This is a genomic window from Catellatospora sp. TT07R-123 (genome assembly GCF_018327705.1).
Taxonomy (GTDB): Bacteria; Actinomycetota; Actinomycetes; order Mycobacteriales; family Micromonosporaceae; genus Catellatospora.
The window spans coordinates 742,167-762,735 of record NZ_BNEM01000001.1; the positions used below are offsets into that span (position 1 = coordinate 742,167).

Sequence of the window (20,569 nt, forward strand, 5' to 3'; positions counted from 1 at the left end):
ACCCGCGAACCTCACCCATGCGCTGTCAGAAGTCAAGAACGCCCGCGGCAGTGCCGCCGCAGACCTGGCCCACATTGCCGCATTCCGGGTACAGGGTGACCTGTACCCGGAACTTTGTGCCGTCGAGCACGTCGGTGGCGATGTTGACCCAAGCGCCGGTATACGGCACATAAGTGGTGTAGTTGCAGGACGACGTGTGCGAAGTGAAGATCACGCAGGCGAGCAATGCGACGCTGTTGGTCGATTTGATCTGGATGTCACTGCACTGCGACGTAGCGGTGTAGACCGTTGTCGAGCTCGGCAACAGGGCCACGCCTGACCCGACCGACAGATCCCTGCTGAAGGACGCCGAATAGGGCGAGACCCGGCAGTTCGAGGCTGCCTGCGCCGGAGTGGACACGCCGACGACGCTGATAACCGTGGAGGCAACCAGAGCGACAACGGCCGCCCCCACTTTGAATCGCTTCATCCTGTCAGCTCTTTCCGCCCCCGCGAGGGAAGGCATGCTAGGGGTGAGCCTTACGCGCGGGAGAGGAAAACCTACGCACAGGCACGATCATGTTACTGCCGCCCCACCTCTGCCGCTGCCCCTGAGCCCAAGGCAGACAGTGCCGTTGCAGCGATGCGATCCGTCTCGTCACGACGTATGGGCTGCCCTGGCAATCGCCCGAGCGCACCCTTGACTGCGCCAGCCGGCCGGTCAGACGCGCTCGCCGATGCCGAGCCGCTGCTGGGTCTCCAGCGCACGCTCGGCGACGGCGCTGCGGCCGTAGTGCCGGGGCATCGCGTCGGAGGTCCATCCCAGCACGAGCATCAGGTAGCCGGTGTCGGCGTCAGCGCGCTTCCACTCGTGGGCGTAGCTGTGCCGCCACCGGCGCGCGTGCAGGCGATCGATGCCAGCCTTCTCCCCCAGCCGCCGCAGCATGATCTTGATTCCGTTCGGGGCGAGCCGACGCCCGCCCCGGTCGGCCAGCCACAGGAACGGCAGCTCATTGCCGCGGTGGGACGCCCGAGCCCGCAGGTACCGGCTCAGCGCTCGGGCGGTCTTCGGACCGAACCGCACCCGCCGGTCCTTGGCGCCTTTACCTCGGAAACGAACGGACTCGGTGGCCAGGTCGATGTCGTCGAGGGCCAGGTCCCCGACCTCGGACAGGCGGGCGCCGGTGTTGCACAGCAGCCGGATGATCGCCTGGTCACGCAGGTTGGCGAAGGTCTCTCCCTTGCACAGGTCGAGGACCTTCTTGGTGTCGACGTCGCTGAGCACCGGGATCAGCTTCTCCGGCGTCTTGGGCTGACGCACGCGGTCCATCGGGGAGCGGGTCGTCGGCTGCGGCGTCGGAGTCGAAGTCGGGCGAGTGCTCTTTCAGTAGCGGGCGAGCTGGGCGGCGGCCAGGACGTAGTTGTAGCGGGTGGTGTCGGGGTGGTTGCGCGAGCGCATGGTCCGGTCCCAGTCCTGCAGGAAGCCGACCCAGGTCCGCGGGAGGCCTTCGAGGACCTTCGCGACATTGAGAGCGTTATTCAGGAGACGGTCGTCGATGATGTGAGGACGGCTGGGTTCGTGCGGTGATCATCGACGGGCCGGTCCCCAACCGGGCAGGACCGGTGGGAGGTCAGCCAAAGGCCGTGACGGTCGCTTCGGTTTGGGTGACTCGCCGTCGTCGGTGTCCCAGGTGCGGCCGTACTGGTCGGGCAGGTCGCCCCAGCCCCAGTAGGCGGTCGGTGTGCCGGGGGTGAACCCGACGGTGGTGTGCGGGTCGATCTTCTGCTCTTCGACGGTGCACAGGTGTGCCCAGTCGTCGCCGAAGTCGAAGACGTAGGCGAACTGCTCGCCCAGGGCGAGTCTGCTCAGCTGGATGGCCTGGCTGTCGATGCTGCCGTCCGGTTCGTCGCCGTCCCACTGCTCCAGGGCGGTGACGCCCGTTCCGTCGGACATCGTGAACATGTGCATGTGGGCGAGGTCCCACCTGGCGAAGGCCGTGTCGATCGCGTGGGACAGCTGCGCGAACGTGTGTGACGGCGCCGCGGCGAAGATCCGTCCCGGCCGGGGCCAGAAGTCGCCGCCGCGGCCTGACACCAGGTCGACCCGCACCGACAGCCACGTGCGCGCCATCGCCCACCCCTCATCCCGTCGCCGGCAGACACCGGACGTGATCGTCTTGCTTGTCGTCCGTGGACACGGCGACCTTGCCGCCGGTAGCCACCGAAGCTGTGCGCACTCCCGCAGCCGGCATGCGGCCGGAACGGATCGAGACTATGACCGGCCTGACCCGCGATCAAGTCGATGACCTCGTAGTACGCGTCGCCGCGAACGGGCTGTGGCCGCTGCGCCGCCGACGTGCGCTCAACCCGCGCCGGGCCGTGGTCGCGGTCCTGCTGTATCTGCGCCACAACCTGTCCCAGCCGCTGCTGGCAGAGCTGTTCGGCTGCTCCCAGCCGACCATCTCCCGCCTGGTCACCCTGCTCCTGCCGGTCCTGACCGACGTCCTGGCTCCGGTCACGCGGGCCACCGCCGACCGTGAGCTGCGCTCGACCGTGCGCGTCGACGGGTTCCTCGTCCCCATCGGCGACCGACGCAAAGACACCTACACCTCAGGCATGTACTCCGGAAAACGCCACCGCTGCGGGTTCAACGTCCAGGTCGTCGCCTTGTGGCACGGCCGACTGGTCATGACCGGAAAGCCCCAGCCCGGCGCCATGCACGACGCCCGCGCCTTCCGCGAATCCGGCCTGGCCGAGGTCTTCGCCGGCCGGATGCACGCCGACGGCGGACCCGGCGGCTTCGCCGACACCGCCTACACCGGCACCGGCCTCATGGTCCCCAAACGCAGAACCCGCCCCGAACAGCCGCTCAGCGAACACACCCGCGCGTTCAACAAGACGATCGCGTCCCACCGCGCCTGCGTGGAACGCGCCATCGCCCACCTGAAGAACTGGAAGATCCTCGCCACCGGCTACCGACGGCTACTGACCAACCTCCCGGCCACCCTCGCCGCCGTCACCGCGCTAGAGATCTACCGGACATCGACAAGCGCCTCATGAATAACGCTCTTAGGTTCCGTCTGGCTCCGGCGTGCCTGGTGGGAGGTGTCGCGGTCGTCTCCATACCACCCTGCTCGGGATACACCTCCCTTCTGCATGCGCTTAAACGCCGGGAACGGACTCTGCACCGTGTGGCGCGACATGGCCGAGAACGTCGCCGAGTCCCTGCGCAAGGGCTCCCGCGTCGTGGTTACCGGCCGCCTCAAGCTCAACCAGTGGACCACCCCGGAGGGCGAGAAGCGCCAGGGGTTCCAGCTGGACGTGGACGACATCGGCGCGTCGCTGCGCTACGCCCGCGCCGAGGTCAAGAAGCTCACGCGCACCGGGGGCGGTCAGCCGCCGGCCACGGAGAACGACCCGTGGGCGGCGGGCGGCGGCGACGCTGAGCCGCCGTTCTGACGGCCATGATCTGACTTTCCGTGCGGGCCGGTGGGGGTCGCCTTCCCGCCCGCACGGCGAGCGTCATGCCGGTGTCTCGGCCGTGTCGCGGCTATTTAGCCGTCCAGAGGTGAGCGGTCGTCTTCGGATGCTGGCTTGCTGGTCGGCTCCTTCAGCCAGACCCGCACTCTCTGAGGCAGGCCAGTCGTCACCAGCGCCGCCACCGCGAGGCCGATGACCGCTACCCCGGCGCCGATGAACGCCACGCCACCCAGCGTGTCGCCTTTCAACAGCACCACTACCCCGGCGCCGATGCCCGCTACCCCGAGGCCGATGCCAGCCACGCCCCACACCGTGTCGCCTTCCAACAGCACCGCCACCCCGAGGCCGATGCCCGCTACCCCGAGGCCGATGGCCGCCACGCCACCAAGCGTGTCGCCTTCCAACAGCACCGCCACCCCGAGGCCGATGCCCGCTACCCCGAGGCCGATGAGCGCCACGCCCCACAGCGTGTTGCGTTTCAACAGCACCGCCACCCCGGCGCCGATGCCCGCTACCCCGGCGCCGATGAACGCCACGCCGCCTAGCGTCTCGCCATCCAACAGCAGCGCCGCCCCGAGGCCGATGCCCGCTACCCCGAGGCCGATGAACGCCACGCCCCACAGCGTGTTGCGTTTCAACAGCACCGCCACCCCGAGGCCGATGACTGCCACGTCGAGGCCGATGACCGCCACGCCTCCCAGCGTCTCGCCGTTCAACAGCAACGTTATCCCGCCGACGATGCCCGCTACCCCGAGGCCGACGTACATTGCCGCCTGGAGGTTCCGTAGTGCTATCTGAGGGTCGCTGGGGATGAGGACGGCGGCGGTGGTCGTCGCTGCGGCCAGCAGTGTCAGGTACAGGGTCGCGGCCGCGGACAGAGCCGAGGCTGCCAAGAGCGTGGCGACCAGTGCGACGCCGAGCAGGAAGCGGCTGGAGTAGACGACCCTGCGGGCGCGGGGTTGCTCGGCTGCCCAGTCGCGTACTCGGAAAGCCGCAGTGACCAGCGCTGTCGCCACGACGGCCACGGCAAGGATCCTGAGGCCGCCGAGGTCGCTGGCAGAGTTCACCGCCAAACCGGCGGCGGCGCCCGTGAGCCCAGAGGTGATCCATGTCTGCCAGCGCTCGCGCGGTCGCGTCGGTGCGGATCCCGCAGATTCAGCCTCGCCCATGTGCACATGATGGCGACCACCCACAAGGCCATCAATACGCGGGTCGCTTCGGCAGGGTGTCCGAACGCCTGCCGCGACACCGCTGAACAGTCGGACCGACGCGTGCCAGAGCAACAGGCTCGTGACCTGCCTACGACGCCAGTCCGCTCTGCACAAATATGGCCGACCAAATGGTGGCAGCACCGAGTTGCCCACGCGATACGGCCTTTTCACCGAGGCTGTCCGCCCGACGGGCCGGACGAACGCCTGACCCGTCGCGCAAGGTCACCTGCTGGTGACCAATGAGGGCACGGCCCATGGCCTGAGAAACCGCGCCGCGCCCGCCTTTCACCCCTCCTGGAAGGAGCACAACCAGAATGAGCAGCGCAAGCTGCGGCCAGTGCCCGACCCTGCACGCGACCATCGCCCAGCAGCAAGCCGAGATCACCCGCCTGACCGGGTGGGTGCAGTGGTACCGCGCCAAGCTCGCCGCCCTGACCGGCGCCGTCATGGCCACGGAGCGGCTGATGCGCGACGAGTTCGAACAGCCCAGCATGCCGCGCGGCCACCTGCTGTCGCAGGTCCACGAGCGGCTGACGATCGCCCTGCTCGAAGCCGAAGGGAAGTAGACCAGTGAGCACTGTCCCCCTCAGGTTCAGCGACGACAACGAGCCGACCGCGACCGGCGCGGCCCCGGCCGCCGACGCCGAGGCCTACACCGTGTACCGGCCCGACACCGGCGCCCCAGTCGACGCACCCGACACTTCGCCCACGCTGACGTGGGCGGACGTGACCAGCGGCGACACTGCGCGCCGGATGCCGATCCTGCCCGCGTGGATGATGTCGACGACGACCAGGCGCGCGACGCTGCGCGCCCTGGGCGACAGCCTCGCCTACTACGCCGCGTTCCACACCGTCCGCAGCCCGAAGTACCTGGGCAAGGCGCTGCTGTACGCGCCGATCGGCGCCGCCCGCCTGGTCGGCAAGGCGCTGTGGTGGGCATCGGCCGAGGAAGGCAACTTCAACCTCCGCCAGCACGCCGCCAACACCAACGACGCCTACACCAGGCAGTCGCTGAACCGCACCCGCTCCAAGGAGTCCAAGCCGCGCTGGCTACTCGTAGGCGCCGCTGCCGCAGCTGCGTGCGCGGGCGGGTCGGCCCTGGCGGTCAGTGACGTGCTGCCGCCGATCGGCTGGTACGCCGCCGCTGCAGGCGCGGTGCTGTTCGCGGCGCGGGCCGGTCGACCTGCGGACAAGCCAATCACCGACCGGGTCTCCACCTCACTGCGGTTCACCCGCCTGACCGCCGAGATGGTCCGCCAGGCCCTGGTGTCACTGCGGCTGGCCGGGCTGACCGAAGGCGGGCAGGTCGAGTTCGTCCACCCCGGTATCCACCGTGACGGGCCGGGCTGGCTGGCCCGCGTCAACCTGCCCGCCGGTGTGGAGGCGGTGCAGGTGCTCGACCGGCGCGGCAAGCTGTCCTCGGCGCTGCGGCTGCCGGTCGACCAGGTCTGGCCCGCTGGCGGGCCGGAGCACTCCGGGCAGCTCGACCTGTGGGTCGGCTACCAGCCCGCGTCCAAGATGGGCACCCCGCGCTGGTCCATCACCGCCGACAACGCCACCACCAGCGTGTTCCGGGAGGAGGAGTTCGGGTCCGACGAGCGGCAGCGACCGGTCAAGACCTCGGGTTTTGCCCGCTCGTTCCTGATCGGCGGGCAGCCCGGATCGGGCAAGAGCTACGGCGGTCGCGCCCTGGCGCAGATGTTCGCGCTCGACCCCACGGTCGAGTTCAAGATTGCCGAGTTCAAGGGGACGGGCGACTTCCTCGACTTCGAGCCGCTGTGCTCGACGTACGTGGTCGGCGTGGACGACAACGCCCTTGACCAGGGCGCGGGCATCATCCGGTGGGCCATCGGGGAGGCCGAGCGGCGCGGTAAGCGCATCCTGGCCGCCCGCCAGCGCGGAGACGCGCCGGAGGGCAAGGTCACGCCGGAGCTGGCCCGCAAGGCTGGCAGCGGCTTGCACCCGATCGTGCTGCTGTTCGACGAGGTCCACGAGCTGTTCGCCCACGACAAGACGGCCGCTGACGACTGTGAGCGGCTGATCAAGCGGGCGCGGGCGCTGGGCATCATCGTCATCCTGTGCACCCAGATCCCGGACAAGGGGTCGCTGCCACCGAACATCACCCGCTGCGTCACCAACCGGTGGTGCATGTCGGTGGCCGGACAGGTCGAGAACGACATGATCCTGGGCACCGGCGCCTACAAGCGCGGGCTGACCGGCACGGTGTACCGGCCGGTGGTCGATGCGGGCTGGGGCGTCATGACCGGCGGTCCGGTGCCGGTGTCGGTGCGGTCGCAGTACCCGACCGCCGAGCAGTCCGCCGCCATCCTGGGCCGCGCCCTGGCGCTGCGGGGCGGCAAGCGGGCGTCCAGCGGCGAGCAGCCGCCCGCCCGTGACCTGCTGTCCGACCTGCTCGACGTGGCCGCGTCCAACGGCCAGCACTGGCAGCCCGCCGCCGCCGCGCTGGTCGACCGGTGGCCCAACGCCTACCCCAACCTCACCGGCGACGCCCTGTCGGAGATCGCGCGCGCCCTGGGCGTCGCGTCGGCCGACGTGAAGATCTCCGGCAAGGTCCTCAAGGGTTTCAGGACGGTCGATGTCCGGGACCTGATCGCCACGCGCACCGCCGCCAACTAGCGGCGGTAGCGCCACGGGTAGCGGCACGGAACGAGGTAGCGCTGGCGCTACCCGTGCCGCTACCCGTCCACCAGCCCACTACCTGCGCCGACACGGCCAGGTAGCGGGTAGCGCCATGCCCAAAACCGGCCCCCAAACCAGCCGTGGAGGCATCCCGTGACACCCGAAGCAATCGCGACCACCACCGCAACAACAGCGACCGTCATCTATGCCGGAGCGTGCTGGCTGCGGCCGTTCGCGCTGCCGCTGGTGCTCGGGCACCGGCACCAGCCGCACCCTGATCCTGCGCCGCATCCGCACCTGCCGCATGTGCCGAGGAAGCCGCCTGCGGCTGCGCATCGGCCGACGCGCCTACAACCACCTCCACCACATCCGCACCGACGCGGCCCGCGCCACCCGCACCAAGGACGGCACCCAGTGAACCGCGCGCTGACCGGCCGCCCCGGCGCCCCGGTCGCCGCCGCCGATGGTCACCCCGACTGGTGCGCCCGCGCGCACCACTGCGCCGCCGACCGGGGCGGCCAGCACGCATCGGTGCCTGAGGTCTGGGACACCGACCAGGGCCGCTACGTGGCCACCCGCCACCGCGACCGGCGCGGCCGTGACCACGTGGAGCTGCGCGTGGTGCTGCGTCTGGCCGACGACGACGCCACCGCCCAGGCGCAGGCGCGCCACCTCCTGGCCGTGACGTACCAGGTGGTGGAGCGCGTGTTCGCATCCGACCGGCGAAAGGACAGCGCATCATGACCGCCACCCCGACGCGGCCCGCGCCGCTGCGCGTCGTCTCCTACGGCGGAGGCGTGCAGAGCACCGCCCTGCTCGTGCTGGCCGCGCAGCGCGTCATCGACTTCCCGGTGTTCCTGTTCGCCAACGTCGGCGACGACAGCGAAGACCCCGACACCATGACCTACCTGCACCAGTACGCCCGCCCCTTCGCAGCCCTGCACGGCATCCAGCTCCACGTCCTGGACAAACGCCGCCGTGACGGCAGCATCGAGACGCTGTACGGGCGGCTGACCCGCCACGGGTCACGGTCCCTGCCGATCCCGGTACGCATGTCCAACGGCGCCCCCGGCACGCGCTCGTGTACGGCCGAGTTCAAGATTCGCGTGATCGGAAAGTGGCTCAGGCAGCACGGGGCCAGCCCCGGCAACAAGGCCACCGTGGGCATCGGCATCAGCCTCGACGAGATCGAACGGCTCAACAACCGCAAGGCCACGCCCTACGAGATCCCCGTCTACCCCTGCTCGACCAGGCGCGCCCGCTGCGGCGCGTCGACTGCTGGCGCATCATCACCGACGCCGGACTACCGGTGCCGCCAAAGTCGGCCTGCTGGTTCTGTCCGATGAAGCGGCCCGCGGTCTGGTCGCAGATGCGCCGCGACCGCCCGCACCTGTTCGAACGCGCCTGCGGGCTGGAGAACCTGCTCAACGACCGGCGCGCCACCCTCGGCAAAGACAAGGTGTGGCTCACCCGCTTCAACCGGCCCCTGGCCCTGCTGCCCGCAGCACAGGACACCCTGCCCGGCCTGGACGCCAGCGAAGACGGCGGACTCTGCGACAACGGAGCGTGCTTCACGTGAGCGCCACAACCCGGAACCCTGAAAGGCCGCCTGCGGCGGCTCACCCCTTGTTGGCGGCGTAGCGCGCAGCGCAGCCGCCAACGGCTGGCCCGTCTTCCTGCTGGGCCGGTCCAAACGGCCCGTGGCGTTGTGCGGCGGCTGCCAGGCAGCCAAGGTCGACCGCAGGCCGCACGACCCGCAGGCGTGCGGCTGCCTGACCTGCCACGGGTTCTACGCCGCCACCACCGACCCGCAGCGCATCGCCGCGATGCTGCGAGCCGTGCCGCGTGGCCTGCTCGCTATCCGTACCGGCGCCGTGTCCGGGCTGGTCGTGGTCGACGTCGACCACGGGCACGGCGGCATGGCCACCCTGCGCGGGCTGGTCGACCGGGGGCTGACCCCGCCGACCAGGTACGTGCGCACCGGCTCTGGTGGGCTGCACCTGTACTACCGCCACCCCGGCATCGCCGTGCCCTGCGACCAGGGCCTACGCCTCGGGCCAGGCATCGACGTCCGCGCCGACGGCGGCTACGTCGTGGCGCCACCGTCGCGGCATCCGGTCACCGGACTGCCCTACACCTGGGCCGACGAGGAGGCGCGAGTACAGGAGATGGCCCCCGCGCTGGTCAGCGCCTGTGTCCAGCCCGTACAGCGGCTGCCAGCACCGACCACCCCAAGCCGCGGACTGCCCGCGCGCAGCGCGGGGCCATCTCCCATCCCGACCGACTCATGGCCAGCCTGCTCGACCGGATCAGCACCGCCCGCGAGGGCAGGCGCCGCGTGACGCTCTACGGCTGCGCGCGCGGTGCGGCCCGCATCGTCGCTGCTGGCCACATGACCAGCGCCGACGCCTACCACCGGCTCGTGGCCGCCTGCGACGCCGCAGGTTGGCAGTGGGCCAAGAGCACCCCAACGCCATCCGAGACGGATTCGCCGCAGAAGGAGTGACCCATGACGACCCGACCCAAGCGCGCCGCCGTCGACGGCGCCGAGCTGCTCGACCGCCTACGCGCCACCATCGCGCAGTACGTGATCCTGCCCAGCACCGAAGCGCTAGACGCCGTCGTCCTGTGGATCGCCGCGACGTACGCGCTTTCGGCCTGGGCGTGCGCGCCCCGGCTGGTCATCCGGGCGCCGGAGAAGCGCTGCGGCAAGAGCAGGCTGCTCGACCTGGTCGAGGCCGCCTGCCACAACCCGCTGATCACCGTCAACGCTTCGCCTGCGGCCGTGTACCGGTCGATCGGGTCCGACAACCCGCCGACCGTGCTGCTGGACGAGTACGACACCATCTTCGGCCCAGCCGCCGCCGGGTCAGCCGAAGACCTGCGCGGGTTGCTCAACGCCGGTCACCAGCGCAACCGGCCCGCGCTGCGCTACGACGCCAACTCCCAGCGAGTGGAGCAGATCCCGACCTTCGCCATGGCCGCACTGGCAGGCATCGGCGCCGCCCCCGACACCATCGAGGACCGAGCCGTGGTCGTGCACATGCGCCGCCGCGCCGGCCGGGAGAAGGTCAAGCCCTGGCGCATCATGCGCGACCGCCCCATGGTCGCGGCCATCGGCGCCGAGCTGAGCCAATGGCTGCTCGGCAGCCTCGACGTCCTGCGCGCCGCAGAGCCGGTCATGCCGGTCGAGGACCGGGCCGCCGACACCTGGGAACCACTCATCGCCCTGGCCGACCTGGCCGGAGGCGACTGGCCGATCCGGGCACGCACCTCGGCCGTCACGCTGACCGGCGCGAAGGAAGAACAGGGCGCCACCAGCGACCGCGTACGGCTGCTGACCGACTGCCGCACCATCTTCACCACAGCCGACGCCGACGCGCTGCCGACCGCCGACATCATCGCCCAGCTGCGGGCCATGGACGAATCACCCTGGCCCGACCTCACCCCGCACAAGCTCGGTGTACTGCTGCGGGAGTTCGACATCCGATCGGCGGGCAACATCCGGTTCCCCACCGGGCAGGCTAAGGGCTACACCCGCGCGTCGTTCGCCGACGCCTGGGACCGCTACTGCACCCCTGACGTCCCGCCCCGGACGGGGGAACCGTCCCAACCGTCCCAACCGTCCCCTCCCAGCTCAGACGCGGGACGGTTCCAGACGTGGGACGGTTCGAACCGTCCCACGAAAACAACCGTCCCAGGGCTGAACAGCGACGGGACGGTTGGGACGGTTGGGACGGATACCCCCCGGCTCTACGTCGTCGAGGGGGGCAAGTGACTGTCCCGCTGGCGTCCCGACGCCACACTCGCGTCCGCACCGTCCTTCACCGCGCAGCTCTATGTACCCATGGCGTCGAGATCGTGGCTCACCGTCTCGCTGAGGTGGTGCCGGTAGCGCTGCCGGTGGCACTCCGTCCAGCACCGACAGACGGCAACGTGGTCACGTTCACGAAGCCGTTCATCAGCACGGAGGAACTTGCGGCAGTCCTCCAGGTCGATCCATCAACCGTGCGGCGGTGGAGGACCGCACAACCGCTGCAAGGTCCGCCGTTCATCAACCTGTCCGAGCGCGTCACGGTCTACAGCGCCGAGGACATCCAGCACTGGCTAGCAACACGTCGCGTCGTTCCTGGAGCCGCCAAGTGAGTCAACCAGCCAACCTGCCGGTCGGTGTCGAGCTGTCCAGCGACATCGAGCACCGGCCCGACAAGCCCAAGCCGTACCGTGCCCGCGTGCGCTGGTGGGTTGGCGACCAGCGACGTTCCAAGTCGGAGTCCTTCGAAGACCTGACCGACGCGGAGAGGTGGATCACCGGCCTACAGCAGAAGGCCAATGGCGGCATCAGCCCCGATCTGGCGACACTCGACCTGGCCGCCTATGGCGACCGGGTGATGACGCTGGCGACTCGCGGTCTGGAGCTGAAGACTCTCGACCCGTACATGGCCGGCTGGAAGAAGCGGGTGGTGCCCACGCTCGGGCACCTCCCCACCCGCTCCATCACCAACGGCCTGGTCGACCGCGCCGTGTACGGCTGGATCGCCGACGAATGCAGCCGCTCGACGGTCAAGAACAGCCTGGCCATCCTCGTCAGGGTCATGGAGCAGGCCGTACGTGACGGCATCATCGACCGCAATCCGGCCCGCGTCGTCGGCTGGCAGCGCGAGTACAAGCTCGCCGAAGACGAGCTGGACGACCCGCGCACGCTGGCGCTGCCGAACTGGCAGGCGCTCACGACACTGGCCGATGCGCTGGTGAGCAGATCCCTGGGCCGCTTCGGCGGTTGGGGCGATGTCGTGAGGTTCGCCGGCTGCACCGCCGCCCGGATCGGCGAGGTGTCCGGCGTACGCAAGGGCGACATCGACCGAGAGCGGTGGATCTGGACCGTACGGCGACAGACCACGGCCGGACCGGGCGGCCTGATCGACAAGGGCACCAAAGGCAAGCGCTCACGGCAGGTGCCGGTCATCGAGGAGATACGGCCCCTCATCAGCCAGCGCCTGGACGCAGCCGACGACCAGGACGCGCGGCTGTTCACCGGCCCGCGTGGTGGTCGGATCTCCACGGCCGTCCTGCGGGACGCGACCCACTGGGACGACGTGGTGAAGGAGCTGGGATACGAGCACCTACGTCGCCACGACCTGCGGCACACCGGCCTGACGTGGATGGCCGACGCGGGCGTACCCGTTCACGTCCTCCGCAAGATCGCCGGGCATGGTTCGCTGTCCACGACGCAGCGCTACCTGCACCCTGACCGACGCGCGATCGAGGCCGCCGGAGTGTCGCTCAGTGCCCATCTGAACGGTGTCACGATGGTGTCTGGTCCCCAACTGGTCCCCCAGCGATCATGACCGCTTGCCGCTGACGGGGCTGACCGACACGCAGAACAGGGGCCATGACCAGCGAAAATGCTGGTCATGGCCCCTGTTTTTGCACTGTCGGGCTGGCCGGATTCGAACCGACGACCCCTTGACCCCCAGTCAAGTGCGCTACCAAGCTGCGCTACAGCCCGCTGCCTTGATGATCTCTCACCGCGGCGGCCTGTACAGACTAGCGCACTCTCGGGCGGGGTGCGCACAGGGCCCCCGTGTCCGTTTCATGACGGTTCTGCAAGGCGATTTGCCCCACTTCCCCCAAAGCATCCTAGGAGCCTGCTCCAGTGGGCGCCCAGAACACGGCTCCCTGCCGACAGCACCACAAGGCGCCCTTGTCATGAGTGCAACGCCGTCGGCACTACGACAACCATGATCAACGCCGTTCGGAGCCGTTCGGCGGCCGTTCGGGGAGCGGCTATGCTCCCATTTTTGCTCCCCGACCCAGGCGACCGATGCTCGCTGAACTTAGCTGTAGCCGCGGTTGGCACCGCTCGCCACGGAGTTACCCGGGCCAAAGACCGGACCCGTGCCTGAAGAACAACGTCATCGAACCCACCACGACCGAGCCGACAGCCCGGCGCTGTCAGACATGATCGATATCTTGTCGGTGTGGACGCCTTCCCCGCTGTCGACTCCGCCTGCGCCCGATTCCGCATCGCCGCCGCAAGCGGGGATACCGTGGCGGCGAAAGCTGCCGCCGACGAGGTCGCGACCTCGATCCTCGGCTGCGCCCCCGAACACCTCGATACCGCGAGCGAAGCAGTGGCGCAGGTACTGGGCGACGCACCAGCCGCTGCGGGAGGCAGCCTGGCGTTGGCCATCGCCCAGACGGTGCCCCTGCGGATCACCAAGATGCTGCTGCCCGTCGTGGAGTCCCGCACCGTCGCCCTGCTGGAGGACGCCACACGATTCAACGACCTGTATCGCGACCTGGTCGGTGAGCTGCCCTGGCCGATGTGGTGGCCCGACCATGCCGCGGTCATCGAGGAGTTCACCGCCGCCGCGGCCGCCGCAGGTTGGGAGCCGCAGTCGGCCCGCAGTTGGGCGAAGGCGTGCTTCGAATGCTCTGACTGGCTCGACGTCCTGTACTACCTGGTCCAGGACCGGCGGCTCCGGCCGCAGTTGCGCGACCGGGTACGGCTGGTCGCCGCCGCCGCGCGGGTCGGTGACAGCATCTGGGGCGTCGCCCATCTGGAAGCGGTGCTGCTGGTCCTCGACGACGAGCCCCTGGTCGTGCTCCACCGCGAAACCGGCACAGCATTCCGCATAACCATCAACGGCGTCCCCTACAACTCGGAACTCGACATCGTGCTCGCCAAGGCGATCAACGAGCTGACGCCCGCCGACGCCGGAACCCCGCCCGTGCTCGGCGGGGCTACGCAGTTCGATCTGACCGACGCGCACGGGGACTGGCTCCTACACAGCAGACCGGTCGACATCCCCGAACTCGACGGCACCCGCGTCGTGGTCCTCGATCCCCTGCCAGCCTCACGGCACTGGACACCCAGCGACATGTTCCCGCATCTACAGCGCCACGCCCGAGCCGTCGCCCTCGCACCAGAAGAGGCCGCAGCCTGGCACGCCAGAATCGCCCCCGCAGGCGCCCGCCACCGCGACCTGCTGCCCGGCCCGCACGGGCCATGGGCAGTAGTAGACGAGCCCACCGCGCTGGCCGCGGCCGGACCGACAACGCAGGTTATGCGCGCGGGGGCGACGACGTTCGGCCTGGGCCGCGCCGCCACCGTCGTCGTCATCGAACCCGGCGCCTTCACCCACGCCACCGGACTGCTCAACCGCGACACCATCGTCGTCCACGAACAACTACCCCGCCCTGTAGCGCACGCCCTCATCGGCAACTCAGCCGCTCTACCGGCCCTGGGGTTCGTGCGACTGCCCGAGGGCTGCCTGTCACTGGGCCGGATCAGGGTCTCCACCGGCAAGTACCACCCGACCAGCCAGGACAAACATGAACGGCCCACGCCCGAGTACCTCACCCTTGCCGTCCCGCTGCCATACCAGACCCTCGATAGGGTCCGGCCCACCCCAGCGGTGTACGACTCGCCTGACCTGGGCTGGATGGACCTCCTACCTGCCGATCCCATCGGCGCACTGAAGCGGTTCACCGAAGGCTGGTTCGCCGACATACCTCCACAGCCCTCCCCCACACCGCCTTCGACAGACCCCATCCCAAACGCGCTGGCGGAATTCCATCGCATCGTCGCGGGGCGGCACGACGCCTTCACCAACTACATCCGCGCCATCCCCCGCGAGCAGCTCAAAACCCTCGGCCGAGGACCCTTCGCCGGATGGCTGAAGATCGGCCTGGAATGCGACGGCGGATGGGAGATCCTGACCCACCCCGAACCCGACGACCCCCTGATCGTCCTCCACGACTTCACCGACCGGCCGATCTTCGAAAACGAGCGGCTCAGCGGCTTCCTGCTGCAGTGGGTACTCGCCGAGACCACCTGGTACTCCGCCCCCTACCGCGGGGAGGCGACGGTCACCCGCGAACAGGCCCGCCAGTTCGCCAACCGACTACGCCGGGTACCCCTGCGGCCGATGCGATACCCCGGCGACCCCACCTACCTGTACGCCGCACCCGGCGTCATCGCCACCATCGGCACCCCATACCAACACCCGCACGACGCCGGCACCCCACCAGACCCCGACATCTGGGAAGTGTCCATCGGCGCCCGCACCCCATGGCCACTACAACCATTTCGCGAACCAGGGTTCACCTGGGACAACTTCAACGCATGACCAACCCGAGCTGACAGCCGCACAGCAACCCATCGAAGATCAACAAGGGACTGTAAGACGAACGGCTCTGGCTCACATTCGGTGGTGACCGCGCGTAACGATCATCCATATTAGATGCTGCTGCCGGTGTGATTCCGCAGGTCTTGTCCGCATCGTGTTCGCCGGGCTGTCGCCGCTGGTCGTGGAGGAGGTGACCGACGAGGGCGAATGGATCCTGGTGAGAGGACGGACCATGGCGATGGCGGTGCTCTGTCCGGACTGCGGCGCGGCGACCGCACGTGTGCACGGCTACCACGAACGGACCGTTGGCGACGTCTGCGTCGATGCACGCAGAGCTCATCAGAACCCGTCAGATGATGGCGCCGCCCGCAGGCGAGACTAGCCACCACGGGGCGCCGAAGGCGTTCACTCCCTGACCGCTGGTCTGGCCGGGTGCGGTGTCCTGGACGAAGTAGTAAAGCGGATGGTCGTTGTAGAGGACCTGCATCGAGCCGTCGTCGCGGGCGACGGTGCTCAACTTGTCGCCGGTCACGCCGGCGCCGGACTTCGGTGCCCCGGTCGTGATCAGCGGCGGCCAGGCGACCGCGCACTGGCCGGAGCAGGTGGACTTGGCACTGGTGTCCGCCGCGAACAGGTACAGCGCCCGACCGTTGCCGTCGGTGAGGTATGAGCCCATCGGTCCGGTGCTCGTCTGCACCGTCACCTGGTCGGCCTTCGTCGTACGAAGCGGACCGTCGGCGATCGCCGCTGTGGAGTATCCGAGCAGGGACACTGTGAGAATAGCCAGCGCGATCGTCATCCGACTCAGCCCTCGTACCGCAATCGGGCCCATGTCAGATTCCTTTCTGCAAGGTCTTTCCGACGGGGGTAAACCCTACTCCCGCGGCTGGGCTGATCAGTGGTGGTTCGCCGGAAACGGCGGCAGCGATCGGTGTTCACGCTGCGAGCAGGGCGCCCGCGAGTGCGGGCAGGGTCAGCGGCAGGGCGAGGTGATAGCCCTGGGCGTAGGAGACGCCGACGCGGGAGAGCGCGGCGAGTTGCTCCGGGGTCTCGACGCCTTCGGCGGTGACGTGCAGTCCGAGGCCGTGGGCGAGGTTGGTGAGCATCTTGACGATGGCGTGGTCGCGCGGGTTGTGCAGCATGCCGGCCACGAACTCCTTGTCTATCTTGATGCCCTGGATGGCGAGGCGGGACAGGTAGCGCAGGTCGGTCGAGCCGGCACCCATGTCGTCAAGTGCCACCCCGATGCCGCGGCGGATCAGCTTCTCCAGGCGTGGTGCTGCGTGCAGGAGGGTGGTGAGGTCGGCGCCCTCGCACAGTTCCAGGTGCAGTCGGCTCGCGGGCAGGCCGGCATCGCCCAGCGCGTCGGTCACGGTCCGGGTGAAGTCCGTGGCGAGCGTGGGGACAGATAGGTTCACGTTGACGCGGTCGGGTGCCGCGTCGCCGATGGATCGGCCCAGCTCGGCCAGATCGGCGCAGGCTCGGTGGAGGACCCAGCGGTCGAGTAGGGGCAGGTGCCCGCCCTTGTGAGCCGCAGTGAGGAACCGGGCGGGGCTGATCAGACCGAGTATCGGGTGCTGCCAGCGCACCAATGCCTCCACCGCCACGACCGCACGGTCGGCGATGCGCACGATGGGCTGGTAGAGCAGCCGCAGCTGCCCGTGGGCCAGCGCGTGCGCCACGGTGTGGCCGGCCACCTCCGCCGGACCGTCTAGTCGCAGGCGGGCCGCTTCGGTCGCGCCGCGCCCGTCACCACCGCGGCTCGCCCGCGCGATGCCGTGACCGGGGACGGCCAGGCGATCCACGGCGCGCAGCAGCCGGGGTCCGGCACGGCCGACTGCGGCGGTGAGCTCTCGGCACCGCCTCATCAGGCGTTTCAGCGCCGCGAGGTAGGGGTTGGCGGCGAGATCGTCGATGTCTGCAAACAGCGGGGCGACGGGGGCATATCTGATCACAGGAGTACTCCTTCCGGGGTGCTCGTCCTCTGACGAGGGCATGTCCCAAATGTCGCCTCCGGCGGGGGTGCTCAGGCCCGGGTCTGACACTGGTCTGGGGTACTGGTCCAGCGCCCAGGGTGCCCGGGTACCGGACAGCCGGACACGGGATCCGGACCGGGTGTCCGTTTCCCGGCGACCCGCGCCTCAACCAGATCTACTATGTTGTTTCGGTATCGCCACCGAGCCGAGATCAGCGTCGTGCAACTCCCGGCGTGAGTTGATCGCCAGCTTGGCGAACACCTTGCGCAGGTGCCACTCCACGGTGCGCGGGCTGATGAACAGCTCGGCGCCGATCTCCTGGTTGGTGCGCCCGTCGCGGGCCAGTGACGCGATCAGCGCCTCCTGCGGGGTCAGGTTCAAAGCAGCATCCGCCGTCCGCTTGCGGACCGTCTCGCCGGTGGCCAGCAACTCATTGCGGGCACGCTCCCCGAACGCCTCGGCGCCCATGGCCGTGAACATCTCGTGGGCACGGCGAAGCTGCGCTCTGGCATCGGCACGACGGCTCTCCCGACGCAGCCACTCGCCGTAAACCAGGTGCGCCCGTGCCAGGTGAGCGTTCATGTGGCAGTCCTCGAGCCGGTCGATCGCCTCCCGGTACAGATCTTCGACCAGCGGGCCGTCGCCGAGCAGCGCTCGCGAGCGCGCCTCGGTGCCCAGTGCCCACGGTGTGCCGCTGGCACGCGTCCGCTCCGTCAGTTGCTCCAGCGCCTGCGCGCCGACATCCGGCCGGTCCGACCTTGCGGCGGCCTCCACCAGTTCGGTCAGTGCCCATGACCTGGCCACCAGGACGTCGCCGGTGGTCGCGCGGTCGGCGGCGGCCAGCGCCGAGGAGTAACGGCCCAGCCCGTTGTCCAACACCGCGGCGGCGTACTCGGTGAGCACCAGCGCGCTGCCCTCACCCCGCGGAAACGCGTCCTGGACGCTGTCCTGGGTGAGCCTGGCGGTGCCCTGCTGATCTCCCCGCCACGCGGCCAGCATGAGCGGCGTGTAGGGCGGGGGTGCCACGTGGATGGCGGCGTCGAGCGCGCCCGCCTCGTCGTTGAGCGCAGCCGCCGTGAGGAAGTCCCCCGACTGGACGTAGTAGCTGGCCAGGTAGTCCAGGCCCATCGGCAGCAGGCTCAGCGCCCCCGCTTGCCGAGCCGACTGCACCTCGCGCTCCAGCAGGTCCAGCCATGTCACGTTGTCCCACAGCTCCATCGCCACCAACGCCGAGGTCAGAGACATCCAGGTCAGGCCCATGTCGCCGGCGCGGTAGACCTCCAGCGCCCGCCGAAGGGTCGGTGCGGCCTGGGTGTACCCCTCGGTGAACTGCACCGACAACCCCTCGAGCAGCAGGTCGATCGCCTGCTGCGAGCCCGGCTCGGCAGGGGCCGAGCGCGCCGCCGCCGCCACGGTGCGCACGCCGACCTCGGGCTCCAGCCGCCCGGCGCCGGCGAAGATCGCCGCCAGCAGCGCCTCCAGGTACGTCTCCCGCGCCGACGTCACGTCCAGCGGGACCAGGCGCTGGGCGGCGTGCAGCAGCAGTCCCGGCGCGTCGCTGCCACGACTGCGCGAGAACACCATCTGGGCTCGCAGCCGTTCCAGGCGCGCCTGCTGGAACCGGTCCAGTGGGCTCAGCTGTGCGGTGGCCAGCAGCTCGTACGACTCGTCGAGCGCACCGGCCTCGAACGCGGCCTGCGCGGCGGCCAATGCACGCTCCCCTCGTACCGGCAGGTCGGGGGTGAGCTCGGTGGCCCGCTGGAGGAACGCCGCAGCGGCCGCAGCGCCACCGCGGGAACGAGCGCGCTGGGCCGAGCGCTCCAGGTCCGCGGCCACCGCCTCGTCGGGTGCCGCCGTGGCGGCTGCCAGATGCCAGGCGCGCCGGTCCGGGTCGAGCAGCGGGTCGGTGGCCTCGGCCAACGCCAGATGCACCTGTCGGCGCTCCGCTGCCGTCGCGCAGCGGTAGACGGTGGACCTCACCAGGGGGTGGGAGAACCGCACCCGCGTACCGATCGTGATCAACTTGGCCGCCTCCGCGGGCGCGACCGCATCTGGTTCCAGGCCGAGCCCCGACGCCGCGCGCCACAGCAGGCCGGGATCGCCGACGGGTTCGGCGGCGGCCACCAGCAGCAATCGGCGGCTTGGCGCAGGCAGCTCGCCCATGCGCCGCAGATAGCACTGTTCGATCCGGCTGACCCGGCTCAGCGGCGGCCGGTCACGGGGAAGTCCGTATCCGCCGGCCAGCTCCGGCACAGTCAGCTCGGTCGGCAGTTCCAGCAGGGCCAGCGGGTTGCCGCGAGCTTCGGCGAGGATGCGGTCGCGCACCCGCTCGTCGAGCTGTCCCGGCACCACCAACGCCAGCAGCGAGCGCGAATCGCGATCGTCGAGGCCGGTCAGCACGAGCTCTGGCAGCCCGAGCAGGTCACGCTGGCCCGGCTCGCGTTCGTCGTCGGGTGTCCGCACCGCGAAGACCAGCCCGATGGGGTCGGCCATCAACCGGCGGGCGACGAAGGTCAGGGCCTGCGCGGAGGCCTGGTCCAGCCACTGGAAGTCGTCGATGAGGCACAGCAGCGGCCGACCGTGCGTGGTGCCCGACAGCAGGGTCAGGGTCGCCAGGCCGACCAGGAACCGGTCCGGAGCCGGTCCGTCGGCGAGCCCGAACACGCAACGCAACGCGTCACGCTGGGGCGCGGGGAGGCTGTCGACGTGGTCGAGCATGGGCAGGCAGAGTTGATGCAGGCCCGCGTAGGCCAATTCCATCTCGGACTCAATACCCGATATGCGTATTAACTGAATTTTTGTCGTTTTTTCCGCCAGGTAGTCGAGCAACGCAGTCTTGCCTTCGCCGGACTCACCGCGCAACACCAGCACCGCGTGCCGGTCTGCCCGGATCTCGCCCAGCAGCCGATCAAGCGCCTCGCTCTCGGCCCTGCGTCCGTACAGCCCATGGTCGGCAACCATGTCGAACGGCTCCTGTCGTCAGCCATCGACGCGGAAAAATGTCCAAGTCTCAGCATAATCGCCCCGAATCTGGCATGCGTACGAAACACCCGGCACCCGCAGCGAGGCGGATACCTCCAGTCATGACCGGCAACCTCGTCCACGCGATCCGGAAGATCTGACCGACGCCGGTCACCGCAGGCCGAGA

The 20,569-nt window shown here is 69.6% G+C and carries 21 protein-coding genes and 1 tRNA gene; 14 read left to right on the top strand and 8 right to left on the bottom strand.

The genetic code is table 11. The features are described from left to right. Positions 1-25: 25 nt before the first annotated feature. The 3 genes from Cs7R123_RS03100 to Cs7R123_RS03110 all read right to left on the bottom strand — a co-directional run bounded on the left by Cs7R123_RS03100 (position 26) and on the right by Cs7R123_RS03110 (position 2,110). A complete protein-coding gene (locus Cs7R123_RS03100; RefSeq protein ID WP_212823270.1) occupies positions 26-469 on the bottom strand; it encodes a hypothetical protein in 444 nt (147 codons plus the stop codon). Between the two features lie 231 nt (positions 470-700). Beyond that, a complete protein-coding gene (locus tag Cs7R123_RS03105; RefSeq protein WP_244871573.1) occupies positions 701-1,309 on the bottom strand; it encodes a site-specific integrase in 609 nt (202 codons plus the stop codon). A 258-nt stretch (positions 1,310-1,567) separates the two neighbouring features. Further along, positions 1,568-2,110 carry a hypothetical protein gene (locus tag Cs7R123_RS03110; RefSeq protein ID WP_212823272.1) on the bottom strand — a complete coding sequence of 181 codons (543 nt, stop codon included), beginning with the start codon at positions 2,108-2,110 and terminating at the stop codon, positions 1,568-1,570. Positions 2,111-2,253: 143 nt separating this feature from the next. On the opposite strand from Cs7R123_RS03110, the gene Cs7R123_RS03115 reads away from it, so the two are divergent. Both Cs7R123_RS03115 and Cs7R123_RS03120 read left to right on the top strand, forming a co-directional pair. Beyond that, positions 2,254-3,039 carry a transposase family protein gene (locus tag Cs7R123_RS03115; RefSeq protein ID WP_212823273.1) on the top strand — a complete coding sequence of 262 codons (786 nt, stop codon included), beginning with the start codon at positions 2,254-2,256 and terminating at the stop codon, positions 3,037-3,039. Positions 3,040-3,135: 96 nt separating this feature from the next. Then, complete coding sequence (locus tag Cs7R123_RS03120) at positions 3,136-3,438, top strand: single-stranded DNA-binding protein (RefSeq protein WP_212823274.1); 303 nt, start codon at positions 3,136-3,138, stop codon at positions 3,436-3,438. 95 nt (positions 3,439-3,533) lie between these two features. On the opposite strand, the gene Cs7R123_RS03125 is transcribed toward Cs7R123_RS03120, so the two are convergent. Then, positions 3,534-4,628, bottom strand: a complete 1,095-nt coding sequence (locus tag Cs7R123_RS03125) for a hypothetical protein (RefSeq protein ID WP_212823275.1) — start codon at positions 4,626-4,628, stop codon at positions 3,534-3,536. Between the two features lie 356 nt (positions 4,629-4,984). On the opposite strand from Cs7R123_RS03125, the gene Cs7R123_RS03130 reads away from it, so the two are divergent. The 11 genes from Cs7R123_RS03130 (at position 4,985) to xerC (ending at position 12,658) form a co-directional block, all read left to right on the top strand. Next, on the top strand, positions 4,985-5,236 hold the full coding sequence (locus Cs7R123_RS03130; protein ID WP_212823276.1) for a hypothetical protein: 252 nt from the start codon (positions 4,985-4,987) through the stop codon (positions 5,234-5,236). Positions 5,237-5,240: 4 nt separating this feature from the next. Next, on the top strand, positions 5,241-7,307 hold the full coding sequence (locus tag Cs7R123_RS03135; RefSeq protein WP_212823277.1) for a cell division protein FtsK: 2,067 nt from the start codon (positions 5,241-5,243) through the stop codon (positions 7,305-7,307). Between the two features lie 208 nt (positions 7,308-7,515). Further along, positions 7,516-7,728 carry a hypothetical protein gene (locus tag Cs7R123_RS03140; protein ID WP_244871574.1) on the top strand — a complete coding sequence of 71 codons (213 nt, stop codon included), beginning with the start codon at positions 7,516-7,518 and terminating at the stop codon, positions 7,726-7,728. After that, positions 7,725-8,054, top strand: a complete 330-nt coding sequence (locus Cs7R123_RS03145; protein ID WP_212823279.1) for a hypothetical protein — start codon at positions 7,725-7,727, stop codon at positions 8,052-8,054. The genes Cs7R123_RS03140 and Cs7R123_RS03145 overlap by 4 nt, the downstream gene beginning before the upstream one ends. Next, the gene (locus Cs7R123_RS03150) at positions 8,051-8,656 is read left to right on the top strand and encodes a hypothetical protein (RefSeq protein WP_244871575.1); all 606 of its coding nucleotides are present in this window, start codon (positions 8,051-8,053) and stop codon (positions 8,654-8,656) included. Before Cs7R123_RS03145 ends, Cs7R123_RS03150 begins: the two co-directional genes overlap by 4 nt. Further along, positions 8,653-8,889, top strand: coding sequence for a hypothetical protein (locus Cs7R123_RS39935; protein WP_244871576.1), 237 nt, complete (start codon positions 8,653-8,655; stop codon positions 8,887-8,889). Before Cs7R123_RS03150 ends, Cs7R123_RS39935 begins: the two co-directional genes overlap by 4 nt. 121 nt (positions 8,890-9,010) lie before the next feature. Then, entirely contained in the window at positions 9,011-9,652 is a 642-nt protein-coding gene (locus Cs7R123_RS03155; RefSeq protein WP_244871577.1) for a bifunctional DNA primase/polymerase, read from the top strand. Further along, positions 9,649-9,816, top strand: coding sequence for a hypothetical protein (locus Cs7R123_RS39940; RefSeq protein WP_244871578.1), 168 nt, complete (start codon positions 9,649-9,651; stop codon positions 9,814-9,816). Before Cs7R123_RS03155 ends, Cs7R123_RS39940 begins: the two co-directional genes overlap by 4 nt. Before the next feature lie 3 nt (positions 9,817-9,819). Beyond that, on the top strand, positions 9,820-11,088 hold the full coding sequence (locus Cs7R123_RS03160) for a DUF3631 domain-containing protein (RefSeq protein WP_212823280.1): 1,269 nt from the start codon (positions 9,820-9,822) through the stop codon (positions 11,086-11,088). A gap of 83 nt (positions 11,089-11,171) precedes the next feature. Then, positions 11,172-11,456 (top strand): AlpA family transcriptional regulator, encoded by a 285-nt coding sequence (locus Cs7R123_RS03165; RefSeq protein WP_244871579.1) that lies wholly within the window; start codon positions 11,172-11,174, stop codon positions 11,454-11,456. After that, positions 11,453-12,658, top strand: coding sequence for a tyrosine recombinase XerC (gene xerC, locus Cs7R123_RS03170; protein ID WP_244871580.1), 1,206 nt, complete (start codon positions 11,453-11,455; stop codon positions 12,656-12,658). The genes Cs7R123_RS03165 and xerC overlap by 4 nt, the downstream gene beginning before the upstream one ends. Positions 12,659-12,745: 87 nt before the next feature. Here the strand turns inward: xerC and Cs7R123_RS03175 are convergent. Then, a tRNA-Pro gene (locus Cs7R123_RS03175) sits at positions 12,746-12,819 on the bottom strand. 472 nt (positions 12,820-13,291) lie between these two features. Between Cs7R123_RS03175 and Cs7R123_RS03180 the strand changes: the two genes are divergently transcribed. Further along, entirely contained in the window at positions 13,292-15,445 is a 2,154-nt protein-coding gene (locus tag Cs7R123_RS03180; protein ID WP_212823282.1) for a hypothetical protein, read from the top strand. Between the two features lie 349 nt (positions 15,446-15,794). On the opposite strand, the gene Cs7R123_RS03185 is transcribed toward Cs7R123_RS03180, so the two are convergent. The 3 genes from Cs7R123_RS03185 to Cs7R123_RS03195 form a co-directional block, all read right to left on the bottom strand. After that, on the bottom strand, positions 15,795-16,244 hold the full coding sequence (locus Cs7R123_RS03185) for a hypothetical protein (protein WP_212823283.1): 450 nt from the start codon (positions 16,242-16,244) through the stop codon (positions 15,795-15,797). Between the two features lie 136 nt (positions 16,245-16,380). Continuing rightward, entirely contained in the window at positions 16,381-17,400 is a 1,020-nt protein-coding gene (locus tag Cs7R123_RS03190) for an EAL domain-containing protein (protein WP_212823284.1), read from the bottom strand. Between the two features lie 186 nt (positions 17,401-17,586). After that, positions 17,587-20,382 (bottom strand): LuxR family transcriptional regulator, encoded by a 2,796-nt coding sequence (locus tag Cs7R123_RS03195; RefSeq protein WP_212823286.1) that lies wholly within the window; start codon positions 20,380-20,382, stop codon positions 17,587-17,589. Positions 20,383-20,569 lie beyond the last annotated feature (187 nt).